At 48.8% G+C, this 20,942-nt stretch carries 19 protein-coding genes; 11 read left to right on the top strand and 8 right to left on the bottom strand.

Going from position 1 to position 20,942, the window contains the following annotated elements; translation table 11 throughout:
- Positions 1 to 76: 76 nt before the first annotated feature.
- Complete coding sequence (megL, locus tag ACFO4L_RS00405; RefSeq protein WP_377907654.1) at positions 77 to 1,288, top strand: methionine gamma-lyase; 1,212 nt, start codon at positions 77 to 79, stop codon at positions 1,286 to 1,288.
- A gap of 195 nt (positions 1,289 to 1,483) precedes the next feature.
- Here the strand turns inward: megL and kynU are convergent, their stop codons facing one another.
- Positions 1,484 to 2,734: a kynureninase gene (gene kynU, locus ACFO4L_RS00410; RefSeq protein WP_377907655.1), complete on the bottom strand. Its 1,251-nt coding sequence runs from the start codon at positions 2,732 to 2,734 to the stop codon at positions 1,484 to 1,486.
- 130 nt (positions 2,735 to 2,864) lie between these two features.
- Between kynU and ACFO4L_RS00415 the strand changes: the two genes are divergently transcribed.
- Positions 2,865 to 3,620: a TspO/MBR family protein gene (locus ACFO4L_RS00415; RefSeq protein WP_377907656.1), complete on the top strand. Its 756-nt coding sequence runs from the start codon at positions 2,865 to 2,867 to the stop codon at positions 3,618 to 3,620.
- A gap of 56 nt (positions 3,621 to 3,676) precedes the next feature.
- A complete protein-coding gene (locus tag ACFO4L_RS00420) occupies positions 3,677 to 3,832 on the top strand; it encodes a hypothetical protein (RefSeq protein ID WP_377907657.1) in 156 nt (51 codons plus the stop codon).
- 1,222 nt (positions 3,833 to 5,054) lie between these two features.
- Here the strand turns inward: ACFO4L_RS00420 and ytvI are convergent.
- Both ytvI and ACFO4L_RS00430 read right to left on the bottom strand, forming a co-directional pair.
- Positions 5,055 to 6,215 (bottom strand): sporulation integral membrane protein YtvI, encoded by a 1,161-nt coding sequence (gene ytvI, locus ACFO4L_RS00425; RefSeq protein ID WP_377907658.1) that lies wholly within the window; start codon positions 6,213 to 6,215, stop codon positions 5,055 to 5,057.
- Positions 6,216 to 6,332: 117 nt separating this feature from the next.
- Complete coding sequence (locus tag ACFO4L_RS00430; RefSeq protein ID WP_377907772.1) at positions 6,333 to 7,445, bottom strand: glycosyltransferase family 2 protein; 1,113 nt, start codon at positions 7,443 to 7,445, stop codon at positions 6,333 to 6,335.
- Between the two features lie 155 nt (positions 7,446 to 7,600).
- Between ACFO4L_RS00430 and ACFO4L_RS00435 the strand changes: the two genes are divergently transcribed.
- The 3 genes from ACFO4L_RS00435 (at position 7,601) to ACFO4L_RS00445 (ending at position 9,429) form a co-directional block, all read left to right on the top strand.
- On the top strand, positions 7,601 to 8,491 hold the full coding sequence (locus ACFO4L_RS00435; protein WP_377907659.1) for a diacylglycerol/lipid kinase family protein: 891 nt from the start codon (positions 7,601 to 7,603) through the stop codon (positions 8,489 to 8,491).
- 63 nt (positions 8,492 to 8,554) lie between these two features.
- Positions 8,555 to 8,692 (top strand): lmo0937 family membrane protein, encoded by a 138-nt coding sequence (locus ACFO4L_RS00440; protein WP_377907660.1) that lies wholly within the window; start codon positions 8,555 to 8,557, stop codon positions 8,690 to 8,692.
- A 104-nt stretch (positions 8,693 to 8,796) separates the two neighbouring features.
- Positions 8,797 to 9,429: a carbonic anhydrase gene (locus ACFO4L_RS00445; protein WP_377907661.1), complete on the top strand. Its 633-nt coding sequence runs from the start codon at positions 8,797 to 8,799 to the stop codon at positions 9,427 to 9,429.
- A gap of 67 nt (positions 9,430 to 9,496) precedes the next feature.
- Here the strand turns inward: ACFO4L_RS00445 and mreBH are convergent, their stop codons facing one another.
- Positions 9,497 to 10,501 carry a rod-share determining protein MreBH gene (gene mreBH / locus ACFO4L_RS00450; protein WP_377907662.1) on the bottom strand — a complete coding sequence of 335 codons (1,005 nt, stop codon included), beginning with the start codon at positions 10,499 to 10,501 and terminating at the stop codon, positions 9,497 to 9,499.
- Between the two features lie 500 nt (positions 10,502 to 11,001).
- Here mreBH and ACFO4L_RS00455 point away from each other — a divergent pair, with 500 nt between their 5' ends.
- The 3 genes from ACFO4L_RS00455 (at position 11,002) to ACFO4L_RS00465 (ending at position 15,148) form a co-directional block, all read left to right on the top strand.
- On the top strand, positions 11,002 to 12,237 hold the full coding sequence (locus ACFO4L_RS00455) for a helix-turn-helix domain-containing protein (protein ID WP_377907664.1): 1,236 nt from the start codon (positions 11,002 to 11,004) through the stop codon (positions 12,235 to 12,237).
- A 77-nt stretch (positions 12,238 to 12,314) separates the two neighbouring features.
- Positions 12,315 to 13,679 carry an MATE family efflux transporter gene (locus ACFO4L_RS00460; protein ID WP_377907665.1) on the top strand — a complete coding sequence of 455 codons (1,365 nt, stop codon included), beginning with the start codon at positions 12,315 to 12,317 and terminating at the stop codon, positions 13,677 to 13,679.
- A gap of 95 nt (positions 13,680 to 13,774) precedes the next feature.
- Entirely contained in the window at positions 13,775 to 15,148 is a 1,374-nt protein-coding gene (locus tag ACFO4L_RS00465) for an aldehyde dehydrogenase (RefSeq protein ID WP_377907666.1), read from the top strand.
- Between the two features lie 109 nt (positions 15,149 to 15,257).
- On the opposite strand, the gene ACFO4L_RS00470 is transcribed toward ACFO4L_RS00465, so the two are convergent.
- Genes ACFO4L_RS00470 through ACFO4L_RS00480 form a run of 3 tightly spaced genes read right to left on the bottom strand, consistent with a single transcriptional unit; the run spans position 15,258 to position 18,197 of the window.
- Positions 15,258 to 15,536, bottom strand: coding sequence for a hypothetical protein (locus ACFO4L_RS00470; protein ID WP_377907667.1), 279 nt, complete (start codon positions 15,534 to 15,536; stop codon positions 15,258 to 15,260).
- A 39-nt stretch (positions 15,537 to 15,575) separates the two neighbouring features.
- The gene (locus ACFO4L_RS00475; protein ID WP_377907668.1) at positions 15,576 to 16,769 is read right to left on the bottom strand and encodes a GNAT family N-acetyltransferase; all 1,194 of its coding nucleotides are present in this window, start codon (positions 16,767 to 16,769) and stop codon (positions 15,576 to 15,578) included.
- 3 nt (positions 16,770 to 16,772) lie between these two features.
- The gene (locus ACFO4L_RS00480) at positions 16,773 to 18,197 is read right to left on the bottom strand and encodes a cryptochrome/photolyase family protein (protein WP_377907669.1); all 1,425 of its coding nucleotides are present in this window, start codon (positions 18,195 to 18,197) and stop codon (positions 16,773 to 16,775) included.
- 93 nt (positions 18,198 to 18,290) lie between these two features.
- Between ACFO4L_RS00480 and ACFO4L_RS00485 the strand changes: the two genes are divergently transcribed.
- Together ACFO4L_RS00485 and ACFO4L_RS00490 are read left to right on the top strand one after the other, a co-directional pair.
- Positions 18,291 to 19,625, top strand: a complete 1,335-nt coding sequence (locus tag ACFO4L_RS00485; protein ID WP_377907670.1) for a lysine N(6)-hydroxylase/L-ornithine N(5)-oxygenase family protein — start codon at positions 18,291 to 18,293, stop codon at positions 19,623 to 19,625.
- Positions 19,626 to 19,628: 3 nt separating this feature from the next.
- Positions 19,629 to 20,630, top strand: a complete 1,002-nt coding sequence (locus ACFO4L_RS00490; RefSeq protein ID WP_377907671.1) for an LLM class flavin-dependent oxidoreductase — start codon at positions 19,629 to 19,631, stop codon at positions 20,628 to 20,630.
- Here the strand turns inward: ACFO4L_RS00490 and ACFO4L_RS00495 are convergent.
- Positions 20,624 to 20,896, bottom strand: a complete 273-nt coding sequence (locus ACFO4L_RS00495) for an acylphosphatase (protein WP_377907672.1) — start codon at positions 20,894 to 20,896, stop codon at positions 20,624 to 20,626. The genes ACFO4L_RS00490 and ACFO4L_RS00495 overlap by 7 nt on opposite strands.
- Positions 20,897 to 20,942: the final 46 nt, after the last annotated feature.

Genomic DNA, 20,942 nt, shown 5'->3' on the forward strand with positions numbered 1-20,942 from the left:
CTGGAAGGAAATTAGGTATACTAGTTATGAAAGCGCTTACGTTATGTGTTATTAACACGTTAAGGGGGTAGCTGCAATGAAGCAAAAAGGACTTCACACAAGGCTGATTCATGGTGCGTTTGACAGAAAAAGCCAGCACGGCAGTCTGTCACATCCAATTTATCAGACATCGACTTATGTATTTGATAATGCGGCACAAGGGGAAGCAAGATTTGCCGGTGAAGAGGGAGGATACATTTATTCACGATTAGGAAACCCTACTGTCACAGAACTGGAAGCAAAGCTGGCTGATGCCGAAGGGGCCGAAGAAGCAGTGGCATTTGCTTCCGGCATGGGGGCTGTCTCAGCGGTTCTGATGCACCTGCTGAACAGCGGTGATCATGTCATTGTATCGGAAGGGATTTACGGCTGCACGTACGGTTTTCTGGAAATGATGGAAGCGAAATACGGGATTGAATATGACTTAATTCAAATGAATCATGTGGAAGAGCTGAGCCGGGCTGTCAAACCGAATACAAAGGCCGTGTATGTTGAAACGCCGATCAATCCGACGATGAAGCTCGTTGACTTGGAAATGGTGATCGATACGGCTCAGGATGCCGGTCTCTGGACCGTTGTAGATAATACGTTCTGTTCGCCTTATTTGCAGCGTCCAATCGAAATGGGAGCAGATTTCGTCGTTCACAGCGCGACGAAATATATAAGTGGTCACGGGGATGTTATTGCTGGGGCGGCTTGCGGTCCTGCTGAAGAAATGCAGGTGATTCGTATGACGACGCAAAAAGATATAGGGGCAGTGCTTGGTCCGATGGATGCATGGCTGCTGCTGAGAGGTTTGAAGACGCTCCCGCTTCGAATGGATAGGCACTGCAGCAATGCTGCATACATTTTCGAAAGATTGTCGCGCGAGGATGGCATTGAACGGATTGTATATCCGGGAGATCCTGATTTTCCACAATACGAGCTGGCTCAGAGACAGATGGCCCAGCCTGGTGGCTTGATCAGCTTTGAAATCAAAGGGGGTAAAGCCGCAGCACAAGCTTTTATGGATCAACTGAACGTGGTGCAGACAGCAGTCAGTTTGGGAGATGCTGAGTCGTTGATTCAACATCCGGCGTCGATGACGCACAGCGTTGTGCCGCCGGAAAAGAGACTTGAAATGGGAATAACCGAGTCAATGCTGCGCCTGTCAGCAGGGCTTGAAAATCCGGAAGACATTTGGGACGATTTGAAACAAGCGCTGGATCAAGTGACGGATCAAACCGCCGGAGAGCTTCAGCATAAGTAAGGCAGTACCAAGTTTGATACAAAGTTGGACACTTCGTCCTGACATAACGAGACGTGCTGAAGAGCTGGTTTGCAATCTTCGGCACGTCTTTTTCAGCTTGGAGCAATTTATCAACAAGCCTGCAGACTTTTTAAGCACGAACGCTTCGATCTTCCAGGCATACAGCTGACGAGTCGCTGCAAAATTGTGCAGCGGTCAGGCAATAACCCCCCGTTTATTCTCGTATTGCTCATACGACCGATTAGTCAAAATACGTTCAAGTGTTTCCAATGCTTTTGTAACATCCGCAGCTCTCGTATAAAGAGGGGATGGGGCGAGGCGGATAATATCAGGCGCACGAAAATCAGGCACGACACCTTCCGCTTTTAACGCTTTCACGATTCTGGCAGCGTCCGGATGCGAGCAGGCAAGGTGTCCCCCGCACGCGGCAGGTGTAAGGAGCTGAAGACGCCTGTCTGTTTCCTGTAAAAATGAAATGCCCTCACGAAGCATAGCAGTAAGCTCAAGAGAGCGGCTGCGAATCACGTCTATACCTGCTTCCTCAAGCATCTGCAGTGATCCGAGAAGTGGAGCCATACTTAATATGTTGGGCGTCCCCATTTGAAAGGCAGAAGCATCGGCGGCTGGTTCAAAGGAAGTGTTCATATCAAACTGTTTCGTTTGTTCAGAACCAAACCAGCCTGCGAGAGCTGGATGACGCTGATGATGCCTCTCATGAACAAACAATCCGCCAGTTGCTCCAGGTCCTCCATTTGCATATTTGTACGTACACCAGACCGCAAAATCTGCACCTTCATCATGGAGGTCGTGCGGCATAACCCCGAAAGAGTGAGCCAGATCCCATCCGATGACGGCGCCGGCTGCATGAGCTGCCTCGGTAAGACGTTTCATATCAAGTCGCTGTCCCGTTCTGTATAGCACGGAAGGTAAAAGCACAAGGGCTGTTTGATCGGAAAGGCGGGCTTCGATATCTTCTTCATGCAACAGACGGTCTTCCCGGGGAGCAACTTCCACTTTATCTGCAGCGCTTTTTAGCCAGCTGTCCGTTACATAGCTGTCCGTCGGAAAGGCGCCAGCCTCCATGACAATTTTTTTTCGTTTTCCTTCCGGCTGATAAAACGTGGCAAGCAGCTGATGCAGGTTGGCCGTAATAGAGCCTGTGATGACGGTCTCTTTTTGCTGGGCACCAATTAAGGGCGCTGCGTGACCAGCGAGACGTGAAGCCAAGTAAAACCATGGTTCGCTTCCTTCCGTCCAGCCGTCAATCGCATACGTTTTCCAATCGTTCATAACATGATAGACAGCTTCCTCTGCACGTTTTGATAAAAGCCCGAGCGAATTGCCATCTAGATATACCTGTCCATGTTCAGGTAAGTAAAATTCCTCCTGAAACGGCCAATGCTGAGCATCCAGCCGTTTCGCAGTTGTATACAGGGACTCAAGCATGATAATCCTCCTCTATCTTGAGAATGTTCGCATCTCTTTTTAGAGTGTAGCATGCTGTTTCGTCTGATTAGAAGCGGGGGGATTCGGGTAACGAATAAAAGACACTAATGTCATAAAAAAGGAGGCTGACATGAAGAAACTTGCTGTTATAAACGTGATCACGCTTTTGGCTGTGATCGGAATGAACGCACTTGCAAATACGCTGCCTTTAAATAACAATACAACCGGCGAATTGTCTGATCAGGTAAACGTGTTGTTCACTCCCGCCGGCTATGTTTTCAGTATCTGGAGCCTTATTTACTCGCTGCTTGCAATATGGGCTGTCAGAGCAGTTTTTACAAAGCATCGCGGTGACCGGGAAGCTGTCCGGCAAATCGGATCCTTATTTATTATAAGCAGCGTGTGGAATGTCTTATGGCTTTTCACGTTTCATTATGAATGGTTTGCCGTATCGATGATTCCTATGGCTGCCTTATTCATCACGTTGATTATGATTTATGCAGCGATAAGACGATCTGGAAATGTATCCGTCTGGACTAAGCTTCCATTTTCTATTTACATGGGATGGATTTCGGTCGCATTCATCGTCAATATCGGCATTCTTTTCAACAGCATCGGGCTCGAAGAGGGGCTGCTGCTTTCTAATACGGCATGGACAGTTGTAATCGTAGCAGCAGGAGCGCTGATAGCGGCTGGCGTGATGCAGCTTTTACGTGATGCTGTGTATCCCGCAGTCTTTGTCTGGGCCTATCTCGGTATTTTTGTAGAACGAGCAGATGCGTATCCCGCGATTGCATATACGGCATTGACCGGAGCTCTCTTTATTACCGCAGCTATTGGCATATTTCTGGCGAAAAAACGCAGAATTCTCGAATTGCATGGTTAATTCTTTGCATCTCAGGGTACTAAGAAAATAGGGGATGACAGAAGGAGGGAGCTTCCATGAATGTAGACAAGCAGGATATCCTTCGGTTGCTGGACGGTTTATCAGAAGATGATATGCGAATCATTTATACGTTTATTGAAGAGTATCAAATCGCGGAAATGCAGCAGAGAGCTCAACGTTATTCAACGAAAAGGGAGTCACATCCACTTTAAAGCTGCGTACAATTATCATCTCCTTTAATGAATCTGATGGAAGCTTATATGGAAGATTTTTCACGCTGACCGCGCAGCATACGGCCGGCGTTTTCTTCTTTTAACCATACAAACACAGACCAGCTGACAACGTCTCTCATCATTAAAACAAACAAGGCCGCAGATCATTTAATGATCTGCGGCTCCAGGCTGTTGATAAAGTCAATTTGTTTACATGTTTATTCGATTGATTGGCTTTCCCCTCTGTTTACCGGCGGAAGCTTGCCGTGGGCTTGCCTTCAGCTATTTCTCAGGATAAACCTCTGAGAAAGGATCTTCAGGCTGCGCTAATTCCACAGGCGTCCCCGCCGGACACAAAGGGAAAATGGATTTGTTTGCTGGAGAAAAACGTTCCAATCGCTGGACGCTGCGGCTTTTTTGGGTGGATACGTTGACGTTCATCCCGATTCGACATCGAAGCGCTGCCTAACGAAAGGTTCCCTCTAGATGGAACAAGCTCGTGTGAATCATCACCAGGGTTTCAACCGACAGCCAGCTGCTAAATCGGAGGAAACTCGACTCCGGGAGGATCAGAACGAGGCGAAGATCCGGCGGACGAAAGGAAGAAGCGGTTAGCTGAGACCGTTCCCTCCGGAAAGCGAGGGTCCGCAGATGCAGGCAGATGCAAAGTCATTCACCTGAAATGACTTTATCAACACTCTGAAGGCCGCAGATCATTTAATGATCTGCGGCTCTTTTTAAAGAAGCATGTATATAGGATTAGCGGCTTCACTAGGACACAGGCTTCTCACGAGAAGCTTTCAAAAGCCAGTCAGGCTCCGCTCGTGCGTTGATGCCGTTCGCAGAACTGAACGGCACGGCATCTTCAGACTGTGCGGCTTCCATGGGCACACCGGACACAACGGGAAAACGGCTCTGCTTATTGGAGAATAACGTTTCACGACAAGCAGAATTAGGTTTACCATAAATTCTAAGAATGACTGGCTATCGCTATTCGACATCGAAACGTCTCATCGGGAAGGTTCTATCTGTATGGAAGCCGATTGTGCGTGCATAACCAGGCACGTGAAACGCACTGCCATCTGCCGACATCGAAGGATCTCGGATCAGAACGAGGCGAAGATCCGGCGGACGGAAGAAGGGAAAGCCGAGCCCGTTCCCTCCGGAAAGCGAGGGTCCGCAGATACAAGCAGATGCAACGTTATTCACCCAGAATGAACGGTTATTTTGGACGGATTACAATTTCTTTTTCTTCTTTTTCCTCAGCAAATCCATAGCGGATAAATCGAATCAGGTCCCCCATCACACCAATATCTTTTAAAATGACGATAATAACAAGAAGGAAAGGCCCGAGAAATACTCCGATGACTCCGAAAAGCTGAAAGCCGGCAAATAGGGAAATCAGAACAGCCAGAGCATTCAGGTTCATACTGGAGGACAGTACTTTCGGTTCAATCGACTGCCGGACCAGAACCGTAACAGCATATACGACAGCCAGACCGATCCCCATTCCAATGCTGCCCGTTAAGAACATGTAGATCATCCAGGGGATCAGAATCGTGCCTGAGCCCAAATAAGGCAGAATCTCTGCAATTCCTACGATAAGTGCAATGGTAACCGCATTTTCCACCTGCAGGATGGCGAGGCCGATCAGAACGATCAGCGAGGCAATCAGCATTAAAACAACTTGAGCGCGCAGGAAGCCGAACACACGGTATTGAAACATGGTTTTGAATGCTTTTGATTTACGCATGAACACTGCCGGTGTCTTTCGGTACATATAATTGAAAATACGTTCCCAGTCCTTGCCGATAAAATAGAACGCAATAAATACAAACACGATGACAACGATGGAGGTCGGAATAAAGATAACGATAGAGCGGAGTGCTTCGGTAAAGCCTTGTCCGCCTTCTGTAAAGGATTCGGCAAGCCGCGTGCCGAGGGTTGTAATTCCAGTTCCGACAGCATCCTGCTGTTCAGGTGAAAGCGTGTCGAATGCTCCTGTGAGCCCTTGCCAAAAGGGGAAAATGGTTTCATTAAAAAACGTCTGCACTTCACGGGAGGTGGATTCGATCCACTGAGGGATAAATTGTGAAAGATGGCGAACGCCGATCACAATTAAAAAAACGATGCCGGTTAACGCACCGATCAAAGCAGAAATGCTTAATAGCAGCGTAACAATTACTGCGAGTGTATTTGGAAGTCTCAATCGCTTCCGGAACAATCGAATCAGCGGGTAAAACATCCATACGAGGATGGCGGCAATCCAGAAGGGATAAGTAGCTTTAAAAAGAACGATGAATAAATAGAAAAGAAGTCCGGTAAAGAGGAGCACAAATAACAATCGCAGCATAATCCATGCGTGGTTTTTCGTCACTGTCATCCCTCCAGACTCCTAAATAGGTATAAGTGCATGATCCATAGACCGGCATAGATGCCAGTCTATGATCCTATCATAACAGAAAATAATGGATAAGCGATTGTCTCTTTTTTGGTCGTATTATGATTTCCGCTTTAACTCGCTGAGGGGATAGACAGTGCCGCGCCACTCTACTCCTCCCCGGCGCCAAGTTTTGTAGGCGGAGCGGTTCAGGCTGTAAAGAAACACCGCAGCTGCAGCCGGCATAGCGAGTACGTGAAGCGCTGGTTCTCCGGTCAGTCTGCTGTTCCAGGCATACATGAAGACGTATACGGCAAGCACAGAGCCCCATATGTACCCAGCAGCAGAAGGGAGCGTGAACACCCCGATAAACGGCACGATATGAAGAAACGCCAGTAAAACGGTAAAGAAAAAGACTGCGCTGAAATAATAGCGCATAAAGGCAAATAAGTTTTTTTCCAATCCTTGGACGGTCTCAGGAATCGATTCATACCATTGAACACTCACAAGGCCGGAGCCAAGTCCAAGCTGCTGACGGAAGCCTAACCTGACAAGCCGCTTCCCGAGCTTCAGATCATCGTCCGGAGCGGTGCGGAGCGATCGATGCGTCCCGCAGGCTTCATAAACAGACTTTTTCATCATATTGAACGCGCCGATGCCTGCGTGCTTCAACTGGATGAAGTTCCATATGCCGATGATGCTCCAATAGCTGTGAAAAGCTCGATACATGCTGGTGCCTCCTCTGTTTTCAGGAATGAGAGCCAGATGATCCAGCTGATGCTCCAAGCACCATCCGACCGCTTTCTGAAGCGTGGAGGGCTGAAAGTAAATGTCGGCATCGGTAAATAACAGCCATTTGTTAGATGCGGCAGCAGCCCCGCGGTAGAGAGCATGATTTTTACCGAGCCATCCGTCTGGCAGTGATTCAATGTGAATGACGCGAAGGCGGGCCTTGTCATCGTATTCCTGGAGCCGGCGCAGTTCATCTGCCGTGCGATCGGTGGATCGATCATTCACCACGATGACTTCCAGCTGTTCAGCGTGCAGATCGAGCATCGTTTTTACAGCAGAAAAAATTCGTTTCTCTTCATTTCGCGCAGCAACAACAATGCTTACGGATTCTTTACTGTCAGGGACCGTCTCTTTTACGAGGAGAGGGATTTTCTGCAGTCCGACAAACCATTGAATAGCGATAAACAGAACAATAATTAGTGTTGCAAGCGCCGCCCACATCACGAGTACATCACCTCTTGCCAGTTAGTTTATCATGATCAGTCTGCATTACCTATTTACTTGCTTTGAACAACTATTGAAATGATTGCTCGTTCCTGAAAAAGGGAAAAGGGGATAGTATTCACAGATTACGAATCGGGAGAAGGTGTAGCAGGATGGTAAGAAAAGGTGTACTTCTTCATAACCGCCATGCCGGAAATGCCGGTGAGGACAGCCTGGTGAATGATCTGCGGGAAGTGATCGAAGAAGAGGTAGAAATCCTGCAGGTTTACAGCGGTGAGACAGCCGAAGAAACGTTGACGTTTCTGCGCAATGATCAAAATGAAATGGACAAGCTGTGGATTCTTGGAGGAGACGGCACCGTTCATTTGGCAGTTGAAGGGATTCGGTCTCGGCAGCATATACCGGAAGTTGCGATTCTGCCAGCCGGAACTTGCAACGATACAGCCCGTTCACTGCAGCTTCCACTCAAGCCGCTTGAAGCATGTAAAGCTTCTTTACGAAAAGAACCAATCCTGCTCGATGCCGGTCTCTGCGGGGATGAGGCATTTATTAACTTTGCTGGGCTCGGCCTTATTGCAGATACGTCGGAAAATATTGATCCGGACTTAAAGGAAAAAACGGGAAGAGTCAGCTATTTTATCAGTGCCTGGCAGACGATGAGGGAAGCGGAGCCATTTACCTACTCGATGGAAGTGGACGGCGAACACTACCGCGGCGAGGCAGTGATGATTCTTGCTGCTAACGGTGGATTTTTAGGAACATCTGAACTTCCATCAGAAACGATCAGCATGACGGATGGGAAACTGGATTTGTTTATCATTAAAGTTGGAGGAAGATCGGTTTTCGGGGAATGGCTGCAGCAGAAGCTCACCTCTTCTTCGATTGAAGATGCGGAGAACGTTTCCTGGCTTCAGGGAAGCGAGATCATGCTGAAAACGGATCCGCCAAAAAAACTCGATCTGGACGGCGAATTGCGTAAAGCGGGCGAAGTGGAAATCACGGTTTTAAAACAGAGAATTCCGTTTATTACCGGCTGGAGCTAAACGAGGTTTCACTCGAAAGTAAAAAGGAAATAGGGCATTAGATGATAGAAAGGAGGAGAGGACATGCTTTGGACTATAATTTCGATTCTGCTTCTGATCTGGCTCGTTGGTCTGATCATTGATGTAGCAGGGGGCTTTATACATTTAGTATTAATTGTTGTACTTGTCGTCTTCATTATTCGAATGATCCGGGGACGCTGAATGAGCGGCATGGCCATCTATCAAATGGGCATGCCGTTCTTTTCGTACATGCACTTATGCGGCTTGCAAGCTAGTGAAAAGGCGCTTGCGCTAGGAGGCTCTTTTTGCGATACTATTTAAAACCGCCGCTCAGCCGGTCGAACTGGAGGGATTTGCAGGTTATGAGAGTAAATGATATGGAAAAAGCACAGCAGGAATTTAAAGGCCAGCAGTTACAAAAAAACAAAGCATACTTTGAAGAACTTTCCAAAGGCCAGTCTCCAACATTTTATGTGCTGGCATGCTGTGATTCACGTACATCACCTACAACCGTTACGGGCCAGCCGCTCGGACGCCTTTTCATCCACCGCAACATCGCAAATCAGATAGTTGAAGGAGATGCGAGCGTTGAATCAAGCCTGTACTATGCAATCAATGTATTGAAGGTCCATTATATTCTTATTTTAGGGCATACGCACTGCGGCGGCGTGCAGGCAACAAAAGCGGAGCCTCATCCAGAAGTGCTCGAAAACTGGATTCAGCATGTGCGAACTTCTGTCAGTGGTTTTGAAGGAGAGATTCCGGAAGACGGGGAAACGCTGGAGCGTTATAATGTGCAGCAGCAGGTGCACAACGTGCAGCAGCTGGACGTGTATAAGCAGGCAGAGCGTCAAGTACCGGTCTTTGGAGCGTTGTTTCACATCGAAAACGGCGAGCTTGAATGGGTTGTGAAACCGGAAGAAGATATAGTTGAATAAGTGATGAAAAAGAGCTGTGCACACCGGACATTCGGCAGCACAGCTCTTTTTTCAAACGCTCTTTTCGTTAGTTGGCTTTTCGAAGGCTCTTGAGCATCTTTAATGATTTTCCAGTGCCGATCGCAACGGATTCCAGAGGATTTGGTGCCTGGTGTACAGGAACTACAATTTCATCAGACAGCCATTGTTCCATTCCTTGCAGGAGCGAGCCGCCGCCAGTAAGCATAACGCCACGGTCAACGATGTCCCCGCTCAATTCAGGAGGACAGTCTTCCAGTGTTGCTTTAATCGTCTCCAAAATTTGCTGCATTGCTTCATTGATAGCTTCCTGAATTTCCGTAGACGTTATTTCGATCGTATGCGGAAGGCCGCTGACCAAGTCACGTCCCCGGATTTCCATTTTTTGCTCGTCATGCTGCACGAGTGCATGGCCGATTTCCATTTTAATTTCCTCTGCTGTACGTGTGCCGATCATCAGATGATACTTTTTCCGAATGTATTGAACGATATCCTCGTCCAGCCGATCGCCGCCTACTCGAAGAGAATGGCTTGAGACGATACCGCCAAAGGAAATGATCGCCACTTCTGTCGTGCCACCGCCGATATCGACGATAACGTTTGCCACAGGCTCTTCCACTGGAAGATCTGCCCCGATCGCAGCTGCAACCGGTTCTTCGATGAGCTGTACATCTTTCGCACCACTCTGACGAACCGCGTCTTGGATGGCGCGCTTTTCAACAGATGTTGCCCCGGATGGTGTGCATACGACAACATTTGGCTTGCGGATCGCTGTACCAAGTTTTTTAGATGCTTTTCGCATTAAATGCTTGATCAAGTCTGTCGTTACATCATAATCTGCAATAACGCCGTCTTTCATTGGACGTATCGCCACGATATTGCCCGGCGTTTTCCCGACCATCTGCTTTGCTTCCTCTCCAACAGCCAGCACCTCACCGGTACCGGTGTCGAGCGCAACCACAGAGGGTTCGTTTAAAATCATTCCTTTCTCTTTTGTATATACGAGCAGGTTTGCCGTTCCTAAGTCAATTCCGATTTGCAGAGCTGAAAACATAACTATCTTCCTCCGTTCACTTATTTGCTTTCCTACTAAACTACATTCTACGACCATACAATGTTTTGTACCGTTTTCCGTATCAAAAATTCTATAAAATCATCAAACACATCAGACGTCCCGGAAAATGAAGCAGCTGTTTTGCAGCTGTAAGACTAAATGTCTCAGCCTTTTGCTTCACCTGCGAACGCGATTGAAAAAACTACGTCTCCCAGGCTGCCTGCCAGGTGATTACATACGAGCTGATGGAAAGTTTGTGCTGCGTCTGAGTAACACGTGAAGCATTTACAGCGGTCTCCCTGAGAGCTTCTGGAGCAGAGGAAACCAGTAACGAGGGAAGCGACTTGAATGAAGAGCGGCAGATGCTCCTGGAACTGTGAAGCTGCCGGTCAGTCCGCATCCTTGAAGATTGTATCATGCGAGAAATTCGTGCAAAAGATAGATGGGGTGGGGTATAATGAAATTAAATAATTACCATTAAAAGGTTTTGTTAAGGACTGATGACCGTGTGGAGACAACTGAAATCACAGCGAAAGAAGCTTCAGATGAAACAGGCGGATGTCTGTCACGGCCTATGCTCCGTTTCGTACTACAGTAAAATCGAGAATGGCAGAGTCATTCCTGAAGAAAATCTGGCAGCTGCCCTTGGGGAACGGCTTCAGCTAACCGAAGGAACAAGCACCAAGTATTCGAACAGCAATTTAGCTGAATGGCTTTTGCTCCACACCACGCTTTTATCTGAAGAGGAGCCGTCTACTACCCCCTCTGCCAGTCAGGCCGATGGGAGAGAGGAAACAGCACTACTTTTCGTGTTGAAACTGCGTGAGCTTTTGAAAAAGCCTTATGCAGCTGACGCGGCCTGGAAGCTGTACAACCAGGCAGAGTGTGAACATCCCTCAGACAGCAGGGTCCGATTTCTGCTTCATAAAGCAAGAGGCGTTTTATATTATGCTGAAGGATGGCCTGAGCATGCCTCCCGCAGTCTGCTCCAAGCGTATTGTGCAGCAGCAGAAACGCAGCCGGCCGTCGACGAAATGATCGATCTGCACCTGTATGCAGCGCTGACGATGCTGGAGTCTGAGAATGAAGAGAGTGCTTATTTTCATGCTGCTGCATGTGTAAGGCTCGCTGCTGAGACAGGCGATGTGAAAAGCTGTACGAAAGCGATGGAGGCAGGAGCGGAGGCACTTTTATATGCAGGGTTGAAAGAGGAAGCGGAGCGCGATCTACTGCTCCTTCAGCAAAATATCACCGGTGAGAGCGGCGAGCGGACCTCGCTGATGCGGGGGAAGTATTACAGACAGCGTGGGCAGTCTGCCGAGGCGGCTTCGATGCTGCAGAAAAGCTATCGCTCCCGTGATGGGATGGACCGGCTGGAAGTCATTTATGAACTCGTCCACGTCTTTATGGAGATGGGTATGTACGAGGATGCACGAACCTGGACAGCGCATGCACAGACAACCATCGCGGAATTCGAATCCAACCATCCGCTTTCCTCCCGCGATACAGGCTGGAAGCATCTGTTTACATTTCTCTCCAGCTGCTGCAGCCAAAGCATAGACGAGACGAAAGAGATCGTGCTGCAGATCCTGCCTTACTTTGAAACGCGCGTACAGTGGAGGCACTGTCGGTACTTTTATAATTGGCTGGCTGAACACGCGTTGTCCAAGCAGGATGTGAAGGGCGGACTTTACTGGCGGACAAAAGCTGGAAACAGGCTTTTACCTTCGTCATAAAGGAGCAGACTTTCCCAGCCTCATTCGGAATTATGATATGATTAATCCGTTATTGAGCAGGAGAGGACATGTCATGAATGCGTGAGACTTATTCAGGAAAAGAAAAGCTGGCCCTGCTGGCTGCTGTCATGTGGCCGATCCTAGTCACACAGGTCGGGTTGTACATGATGAATTTTATCGATACCGCCATGTCCGGACATGCCGGAGCCGTGGATCTTGCTGGCGTAGCGGTGGGGAGCTCGTTGTGGATCCCGATCTTGACGGGAGTATCGGGAATATTAATGGCGCTGACGCCTATTCTCGCTCAGAATGCAGGGGCGGGAAAGAGTGAAAAGACTGCATTTTATGTGCAGCAGGGCATGTGGCTTGCGGCTGGATTAACGGCAGCAGTTGCCGTACTGGGCTTCTTTTTGCTCGACCCGGTGCTTGCACTTATGGATTTGGAGCCGGAAGCAGCCTACATAGCAAAGCACTATTTAATCGGACTGGCCGCAGGTATGCTGCCGCTGTTTTTGTACAATGCGCTGAGAGGTTTTATTGATTCACTTGGACAGACCCGCACAACAATGGTTATCACGCTGCTGGCTCTGCCGGTGAATACATTCTTCAACTATGTACTTATTTTTGGGGCATTCGGCTTTCCGGAACTTGGCGGGATTGGAGCCGGTTATGCGTCGGCGATTACGTATTGGTTTATTTTTTCGGTTACTTTCTATACGACAGCCCGCGTGCGCCCGTTTTCCGGATTTGGCATTTACAGGGGATGGAGCGGTATATCCACAAAAGCATGGAAGGAGCTCCTGCTGCTTGGAATGCCAATCGGGTTAACGATTTTTTTTGAGACAAGCATTTTTTCAGCAGTAACCCTCCTTATGAGCCAATATTCGACAGAGGTAATCGCTGCTCATCAGGCAGCAGTGAACTTTGCCAGTCTGCTGTACATGATTCCGCTGAGCTTTGCTTTTGCCCTGACGATAGCCGTAGGTTATGAAGCCGGGGCAGAACGCCTTCACGATGCGGATTCATATACGAAAATCGGTATTATAGGAGCAGCTGTTATGGGAGCGGCTGCGTCGGTGATTATTTATCTGCTAAGGGAGCCGGCAGCATTTATATATACGCAGGATCCGGAGCTGGCAGAGCTGATCACCCTCTTTTTGCTGTACGCCGTGTTCTTTCAAATGTCGGATGCGGTAAATACACCAATCCAAGGAGTGCTCCGAGGCTATAAAGACGTTAATATCCCGTTTCTTATGGCGCTGGCAGCATTTTGGCTTATCGGCCTGCCGTCAGGACATGCGGCAGCAGTATGGACGCCGCTCGGTCCGTTTGGGTATTGGATCGGCTTAATTATCGGACTGACTGTCTGTGCGGCGATGCTGGCTTACCGCCTTAAGATCGTCAGGCAGCGTTTTCGACAGGCACGTTTGCAGAGCAATTGAACGTGGAACAGGTCCATAGAGAACCTGGAGTGTGACGCTATCGGAGCGAACGACGACTAATCAGGCAGGAATGCTGAATGAGGACGTGATATAGAATGCAGGAAATGATGCAGGCACTTGTCAGTAAACAAAAAGAGTACTTTTACGGCGGGCATACGCGGGGGATAGCGTTTCGTAAACGGCAGCTCCAGCTTCTGAAGGAGGCTGTTCAAAAGCGGGAATCCCAAATCGTGGAGGCGCTGAAAAAGGATTTGAATAAAGGAGAATTCGAAGCATATTTAACAGAGATCGGATTCTTTTACAGTGAACTTAAGGATATGTACAAAAACATGGATTACTGGGCTTCTCCTCAAAAGCAGAAAGCACCCATTTCCCATGTTGGCAGCAAAAGCTATGTCTATAAAGATCCTTACGGGGTCGCACTGATCATCAGCCCTTGGAACTATCCCTTCCAGCTTGCGATGACGCCGCTGATCGGAGCGATTGCCGCTGGCAACACGGCAATTGTTAAACCGTCTGAAATGACGCCCAATACGAGCATGGTCATTCGGGATATTGTTACGGCTACCTTTGCGGAAGAATATATCGCCGTTGTAGAAGGGGATGCGGAAGTTTCGAAAGCTCTTCTGGATCAAAAGCTGGACTATATCTTCTTTACGGGCTCTAAGCATACAGGGAAAAAAGTGATGGCTAAAGCAGCAGAGCGGCTGATTCCTGTTACATTGGAGCTTGGCGGTAAAAACCCCGCTATTGTAACAGAGGATGCCAACCTGAAGCTTGCAGCGAAACGGATCGTATGGGGAAAGTTCTTAAATGCTGGTCAAACGTGCGTTGCTCCGGATTACGTGCTGATTCATGAATCATCGCGCCGAAAGTTTTTGAAGCTTGTGGTGCAGTACACGAAACGGTTCTTCGGTCCGGAGGTACGGGGGAAACGAAGCTATCCAAGAATCATATCGGAAGAGCATGTGGACAGACTGGCAGAGCTTCTTGATAAGGAGAAAATATTATACGGCGGCGCTTTTGATCGGGACAGCCGAAAGGTAGAGCCGACGATTATGATGGACGTCCAGCTGGATGATCCAGTTATGGAAGATGAAATATTTGGGCCGATTTTGCCGATCGTTTCGTATCAGTATGAGCATGAAGTGCTGGATTTTGTGCGGGAGAGGCCTAATCCGCTTGCCCTGTATCTGTTCACCGAAAATAAGGACACTGAGCAGATGATTATCAGCAACCTGTCTTTTGGAGGAGGCTGCATCAACGATACTATTATGCATATCAGCACGCCGTATCTTCCGTTTGGCGGGGTAGGAGAGAGCGGTCATGGAGCCTATCACGGGAAAGACAGCTTTGATACATTTACACATCGAAAAAGTATTCTAAAGCAAACGACGAAGTTTGATCTGCCGATCCGTTATAATCCTTCGCAGAAAACGTTAAATACGCTGAAAAAAATGTGGGAATAACGGCTGCAGCTTCAAAGATGTCAAACCAACCTTCATACGGCCTATCTTGCCGTTTGGGTACGAAAGGGATCCGGCTTTATTATCAAAGCCGGATCCCTTTTCGTTCATCTTATTGTTTTCGGTCTTTCTCATTAAACAAAAATCGATTCATCTTCATGATCAGTCTGAAAAAAAGCGGCATGAAGATCCAGACAGCAGCAAGCATCAGCAGTCCGTACGTCAGGACATACCCTAAGCCGAACTGTACATAATAAGCGACCAGGAACACAGGTGACAGTGCTGCCGGTATAAAGAAAATAACGGCGGTAACCCAGTAATAGAGCCTTAACGAACTGTCGTCTGGAACCTGTCCGTACAGCTTTTCAAAAAATGTTTTTAATGGATGCATCATTCTATCCTCCTGCTTTGTTCATCGAGCACGGCCGGCTCAGAAAAAATCGTAAATGAACGGAGGATAGTCCGGCAGAGCCCGCTGCAGGAGCCGTACCATATCCTCTTCTCCTTCAATCATGCCTTCTTCCCAAAGACGAACCGGCTTTTGTGCTCCCATAATGATAGCAGACAGCATATTAATATCAAGTTTGATCCCCTTTTTGGAAAGTTGCCGCAGCGATCGGTCTTCTTCATTTCGCGGAGGGAAAAACCGGACACGGGACGGGGGACCGGAATCTGCAGATAAAATATACGTTCCATCATTCCAAGGGCAAAATTCATCGCTCACATGCAGCATGACCGATTCATTTGTTTTCAGCTCGAGCGGGAGCAGGCTCAAAAGTGGCTCGCACGATACGATTCGCGCCATGAAATAAGAGGCTACATTCCGCTCTACCTTCGGATCCGGAAGCAGGAACGGCATCATATCATGCGCTCTGCCGGTAATCGATACCGTATCGGCCATGGAATCGTGATTGCGGATATAGCCCATAAGACCGCGACGCGCGTCCGGATCGAGCCAAATTATTTCATGTACGGTCATTTTTCTATCTTTCATTTCATAAATCATGTAGCCGAAGATATCATCACCACGGGTGTAAACCGCACAGGTTCCAGGCTTGCGTTTAAATGTATTCTTGCGCCACCATTCAGCTGACCTCACGACGGAACCATTGATGTTCGCGGCCCATCGATCATACACCGGACCAATTTTCTGGGCATCCGGCGTAATCCGGCTCACTTTGCCTTCACTGGGCTCAAACAACGGGAACTGCTCCCTTTTCAACACGCACGTTTCCTGATCGGCGTATAGTTCCCAGCCGAATCTGCGGTAAAACGGAATGGAAAAAGGATATAGCAGAGACAGGAGCCTGCCTTCTTTTCTCATTTGCTGAAGGGAATGGTAAAGCAGCTTGCCGACGTGTCCTTTGCGCCGTTCCTCCGGCCATGTAGCAACTCCGGAGACTCCGCCTGCCGGGATGCTCATGTCATAGAAGTAAATGTCCATCGGCAGGACGGCTGCTTTTGACAGCATCTCACCGTTTTCTTCAATCACCCACGTTTCCTGAGGATTCATATCAGCCAGGCGTGCTCTGCGCTGTTCTTCGGTCAGCTCGTACTGAAATGCAAATTCTGACATTTTTACTGCATGCTCTGCTTCTGATGACTTCAGCCGCCGGATCTCCACTTTTTACTCCCCCTTATCCTGATACATCTCGATCGCTTTTTTTCGTTCCAGTTTATGATCGACTGTCGGTTCGGGATAATCCTCCCCAATGGTACATGATGCTTGTTGTTGTTCTTCCTCCGGCATCTTGTGAGGTTCGTGAATCCATTTATCAGGAACATCCGCCAACTCCGTCACATAACGTCTGATGAAAGAGCCATCCGGATCAAACCGTTCAGACTGACGGATCGGACTGAACACACGAAAATACGGTACTGCATCGGTGCCAGTCGAAGCGGCCCACTGCCAGCCCCCGACGTTTGAAGCCGGGTCATGATCAATCAGCTTATCAGCAAAATATGCTTCTCCTTCCCGCCAGTCAATATGGTAATCCTTTGTTAAAAAGGAGGCGGTGATCATGCGAAGCCTGTTATGCATCCATCCGGTTTCATTCAACTGGCGCATTCCGGCATCAACAATCGGGAACCCTGTACGACCCTCCTGCCAGGCTTGCAGGTTTTCTTTACTGGTCACCCATTCGAGCGAACGGAACTTCTCCTGGAATTCCTGGTCTGCCGTCTCCGGGAAATGATACATGATCATCGCGTAAAAATCTCTCCACGCAAGCTCTTTGATAAATGTTTCCGCACCCTGTCCGCCTTTATCTGCCGCTGCATGGTAAATACGTCTGACAGAGAGGGCGCCGGTGCGGATATAAGGGGACAGCCGACTCGTGCCGGCAACGGCGGGACTGTCTCGTTCCTTGTCATAGTGTGCTATACGGTCATCAATAAAATCCTCCAGTCTGTCGAGTGCGGCCGCTTCGCCAAGCGCCTGCCACTTACGGCTGCAGGAAGAAAGAACCTGCTCAAAGGCCTTTTCGCCGTCAGCAGAAAGCGATTGATGCGGATGATACCGCTTATGGAACTGGTCGTGATTATCATCGGCTTCCGCTGGTTTGTCTTCCTGCAGCCACTTGCGTGAAAAGGGAGTATATACTTTGTAAGGAGTGTCATCGTTTTTAACGATCTCGTCCGGCTCGTGTATATAGCTTCCCGGCGTGCTGGTAAACTGAATATCTGATTTTTCCAGGGTGCGAAAGGCTTCGCTGTCGCGTTCGTGTGAAAAAGGTGTATAATCCTCGATATAAAAGATTTCGCGCAGGGAGGAAGTCCGTTCAGCCAGCAGGCTGAATGCTTCTTCTACTGTACCTGAGAGAATATGAAGCTTCAGACCCGCCTCCTCACATTGTGATTTGAACGAAGCTGCTGTTTGAAAAAAGTAATCATTGCTGCTATCTGTGTTATGCTGAAAATCCGGATGCAGATGAAAGAAAAACATCAGGTTGCCATCGTGCTCCTCTGCTGCATTCCAGGCAGCTTCCAGAGCAGGGTGGTCGTGAAAACGAAAATCATTTCGAAACCAGACGGCAAAAGTCGGCTGGGTCATAACAAAACACCTCCAAAAAAGTATCGTGCTGCTTGTGCCCGTTTTCATAAGGCGGGCCTGTCCCATCTAATTGATCGATGCTGGAGTGAAAGGATGTCCAATCAGCTCATGGCACAAAAAAAGACGAATTATCATGTAATTGGAATTGGAATCGGACCTGCTAATCTGGGGCTCGCCGCACTGTTAACGAAAGCGGAGGGGGTTACCTCTCTTTTCTTTGATGAATCGCCTGAATTTCAGTGGCATCCCGGTATGCTGATCGAAGGAGCAGATCTGCAGGTTCCGTTTTTAGCCGATCTGGTAACGATGGCAGATCCAACGAGCCCGTATTCTTTTTTGAACTATTTATCTTCACAAGGCCGGCTGCACGCCTTTTTCTTTTTTAACCGCTTCGATATCCCCCGGAGAGAATATAACTACTACGCCCGCTGGACCGCAGATCAACTGCATAACTGTCTCTTTGGAAGACGTGTAACAGATGTTACCTATGATCAAGGGTGCTACTGCGTGCAGGTGCTCGATCAGGAGACGAAAGTAGAAACGGTGTATTATGCTGATCATATCGTAGTTGGTACAGGAACAAAGCCGCTCATACCAGAGCCCCTGCAGGGCCATCCTCCCGAGGATGTGCTGCATACAAGTCAATATGTCATGCAGGAAGACAGTATTGCGGGAGCAGGCAGCGTGCTGATAGCTGGCTCAGGTCAAAGTGCAGCCGAAGTGTTTCTTGAGCTGCTTCAAAAAGATGACCGGCCTGAGCTGCACTGGTTTACCAGATCATCCGGTTTTTTTCAGCTGGAATCAGGTAAGCTCGGTCAGGAAATATTCTCTCCAGATTACATTAACTATTTCCATCAACTCCCGCTGGAGAGGAGACTGGAAGAGCTGCCTAATCTGACGCAGCTGCGAAATGGAGTGGAAGAAAGCACCTTGCATAAAATCTACGATGTTCTTTATCATCGTACAGCTGGTGGATATTCAAGCGGAGCTTGCATCCAGGCGAATACGGAAGTGGAGAATATTACAGCGAACAGCGATAGCTCGTACACCGTTACGCTTCGGCAGCATCAGCAGGAAGAAACATTCGATGTAACCGTCGACAGGGTGATTCTTGGAACCGGCTACAAGCCTGATGTACCGGAATGGCTTGACGTGCTCACAAAGGACGCGAACAGGGAAGGGGACGGATGGCTGAAAATCAACCGGCGTTTCGACGTATCCTTTCCTGACGAGCGGACCGGCAGGCTTTATACGCTAACTGATATCGTTCACTCGCATGGTGCCGGCGCGACCAATCTGGCACTAGCTGTTCATCGTAACGCAACGATCATCAATGACATTGCAGGCCGCACCGTTTATAAAGAAACAGGATCGAATGTGTTTCAGCGGTTCGGTGCCCCAGAATCTGTTGATAAAGGAGCAGAGTAGCTAATGCGACTCAGTGTGCTTGATCAGTCCCCTGTAGTGTACGGCGGCTCTGCCCGGATCTCTCTTCATCAGTCCATTGAACTGGCAGCTATGGCCGAAAAGCTGGACTATTACCGCTACTGGGCTGCAGAACATCACGATAGTCCAGGGTTAGCCTGTACCGCACCGGAAATACTGCTGAGCCGTATCGGCTCCCAAACAAGCGTCATCAGGCTTGGAACAGGGGGGCTGCTTTTGCCTCACTACAGTGCGTATCGTGCAGCTGAACTGTTTCATATGCTGGAAGCCCTGTATCCGGGCAGAATTGATGCCGGGATTGGCAGGGCGCCCGGCGGTATGCCTAGAGCTTCACTGGCATTAAGTGAAGGCCGTCCGCGGAATGCAGCAAGGTATCCAGAACAGCTGGAGGATCTTTTAAACTGGCTGCATGACCGGCCTGTAGAAAAATATGTGTACGGCGAGGCGAAAGCAGGCCCCTCAGTACGTACAGCGCCTCCAGTTTGGATTCTCGGCTCTTCAGAAAAGGGAGCAGCACTTGCTGCCGCGCATGGACTCCCATTTACATTTGCGCATTTCATTAATGAAGAGGAAACCGATCGAGCGGCAGCTGTTTATGTGGATCAGTTTCAATCCTCTGAGTGGTTGGACGAGCCTTATTTCATGGCTGCTGCTTCCGTTGTGTGTGCACCGACTGACAAAGAAGCGGAAAGGCTGGCAAAAAGCGTAGACTTAGCCGTATTATCAGCAGAAAAAGGGGCGCCTCTTCCGGAAATTCCGCATCCGGAAGAAGCAGAAGCCCACGACTGGTCCGGATATGATGGGGAGCGTCAGAAAGAAAATCGCCGCAGACTGATTGTCGGAAGCGCCAAGTCAGCTGCTTCTCAGCTGCAGGAGCTTGCTGCACGAACGAAAGCGCAGGAGCTGATGATTATCAGTAACCTGCACTCGCATGAAAACCGGATGCAGTCATATCGGCTGATCGCTGAAGAACTACTACATCAGTGAACGATGCGGAACTTTGCAGGTTCGGATTTTTCATCAAGCTCAACCGGAATCACCCGGTCAACCTCGGCCGGATATCTCGCCTGGCCAAGCGCTCGGATGAACGCATGCAAGCTCTCTTCATCTCCTTGAGCTTCCATACGTACAGATCCATCCGGCTCATTGCGGACCCAACCTGAGAGCTCCCGCTGTGAGGCTTCGAGCTGTGCAAAATAACGAAATCCAACACCTTGCACACGGCCTGTCACGGTAATATCATAGCGGGGCATAATCAACCTCCTTTATAAAAGGCATATTCATCGATTATGTTCCCTG

Origin of the sequence: Bacillus daqingensis, assembly GCF_042654445.1 — a bacterium.
GTDB classification, from domain to species: Bacteria; Bacillota; Bacilli; order Bacillales; family Salisediminibacteriaceae; genus Alkalicoccus; species Alkalicoccus luteus.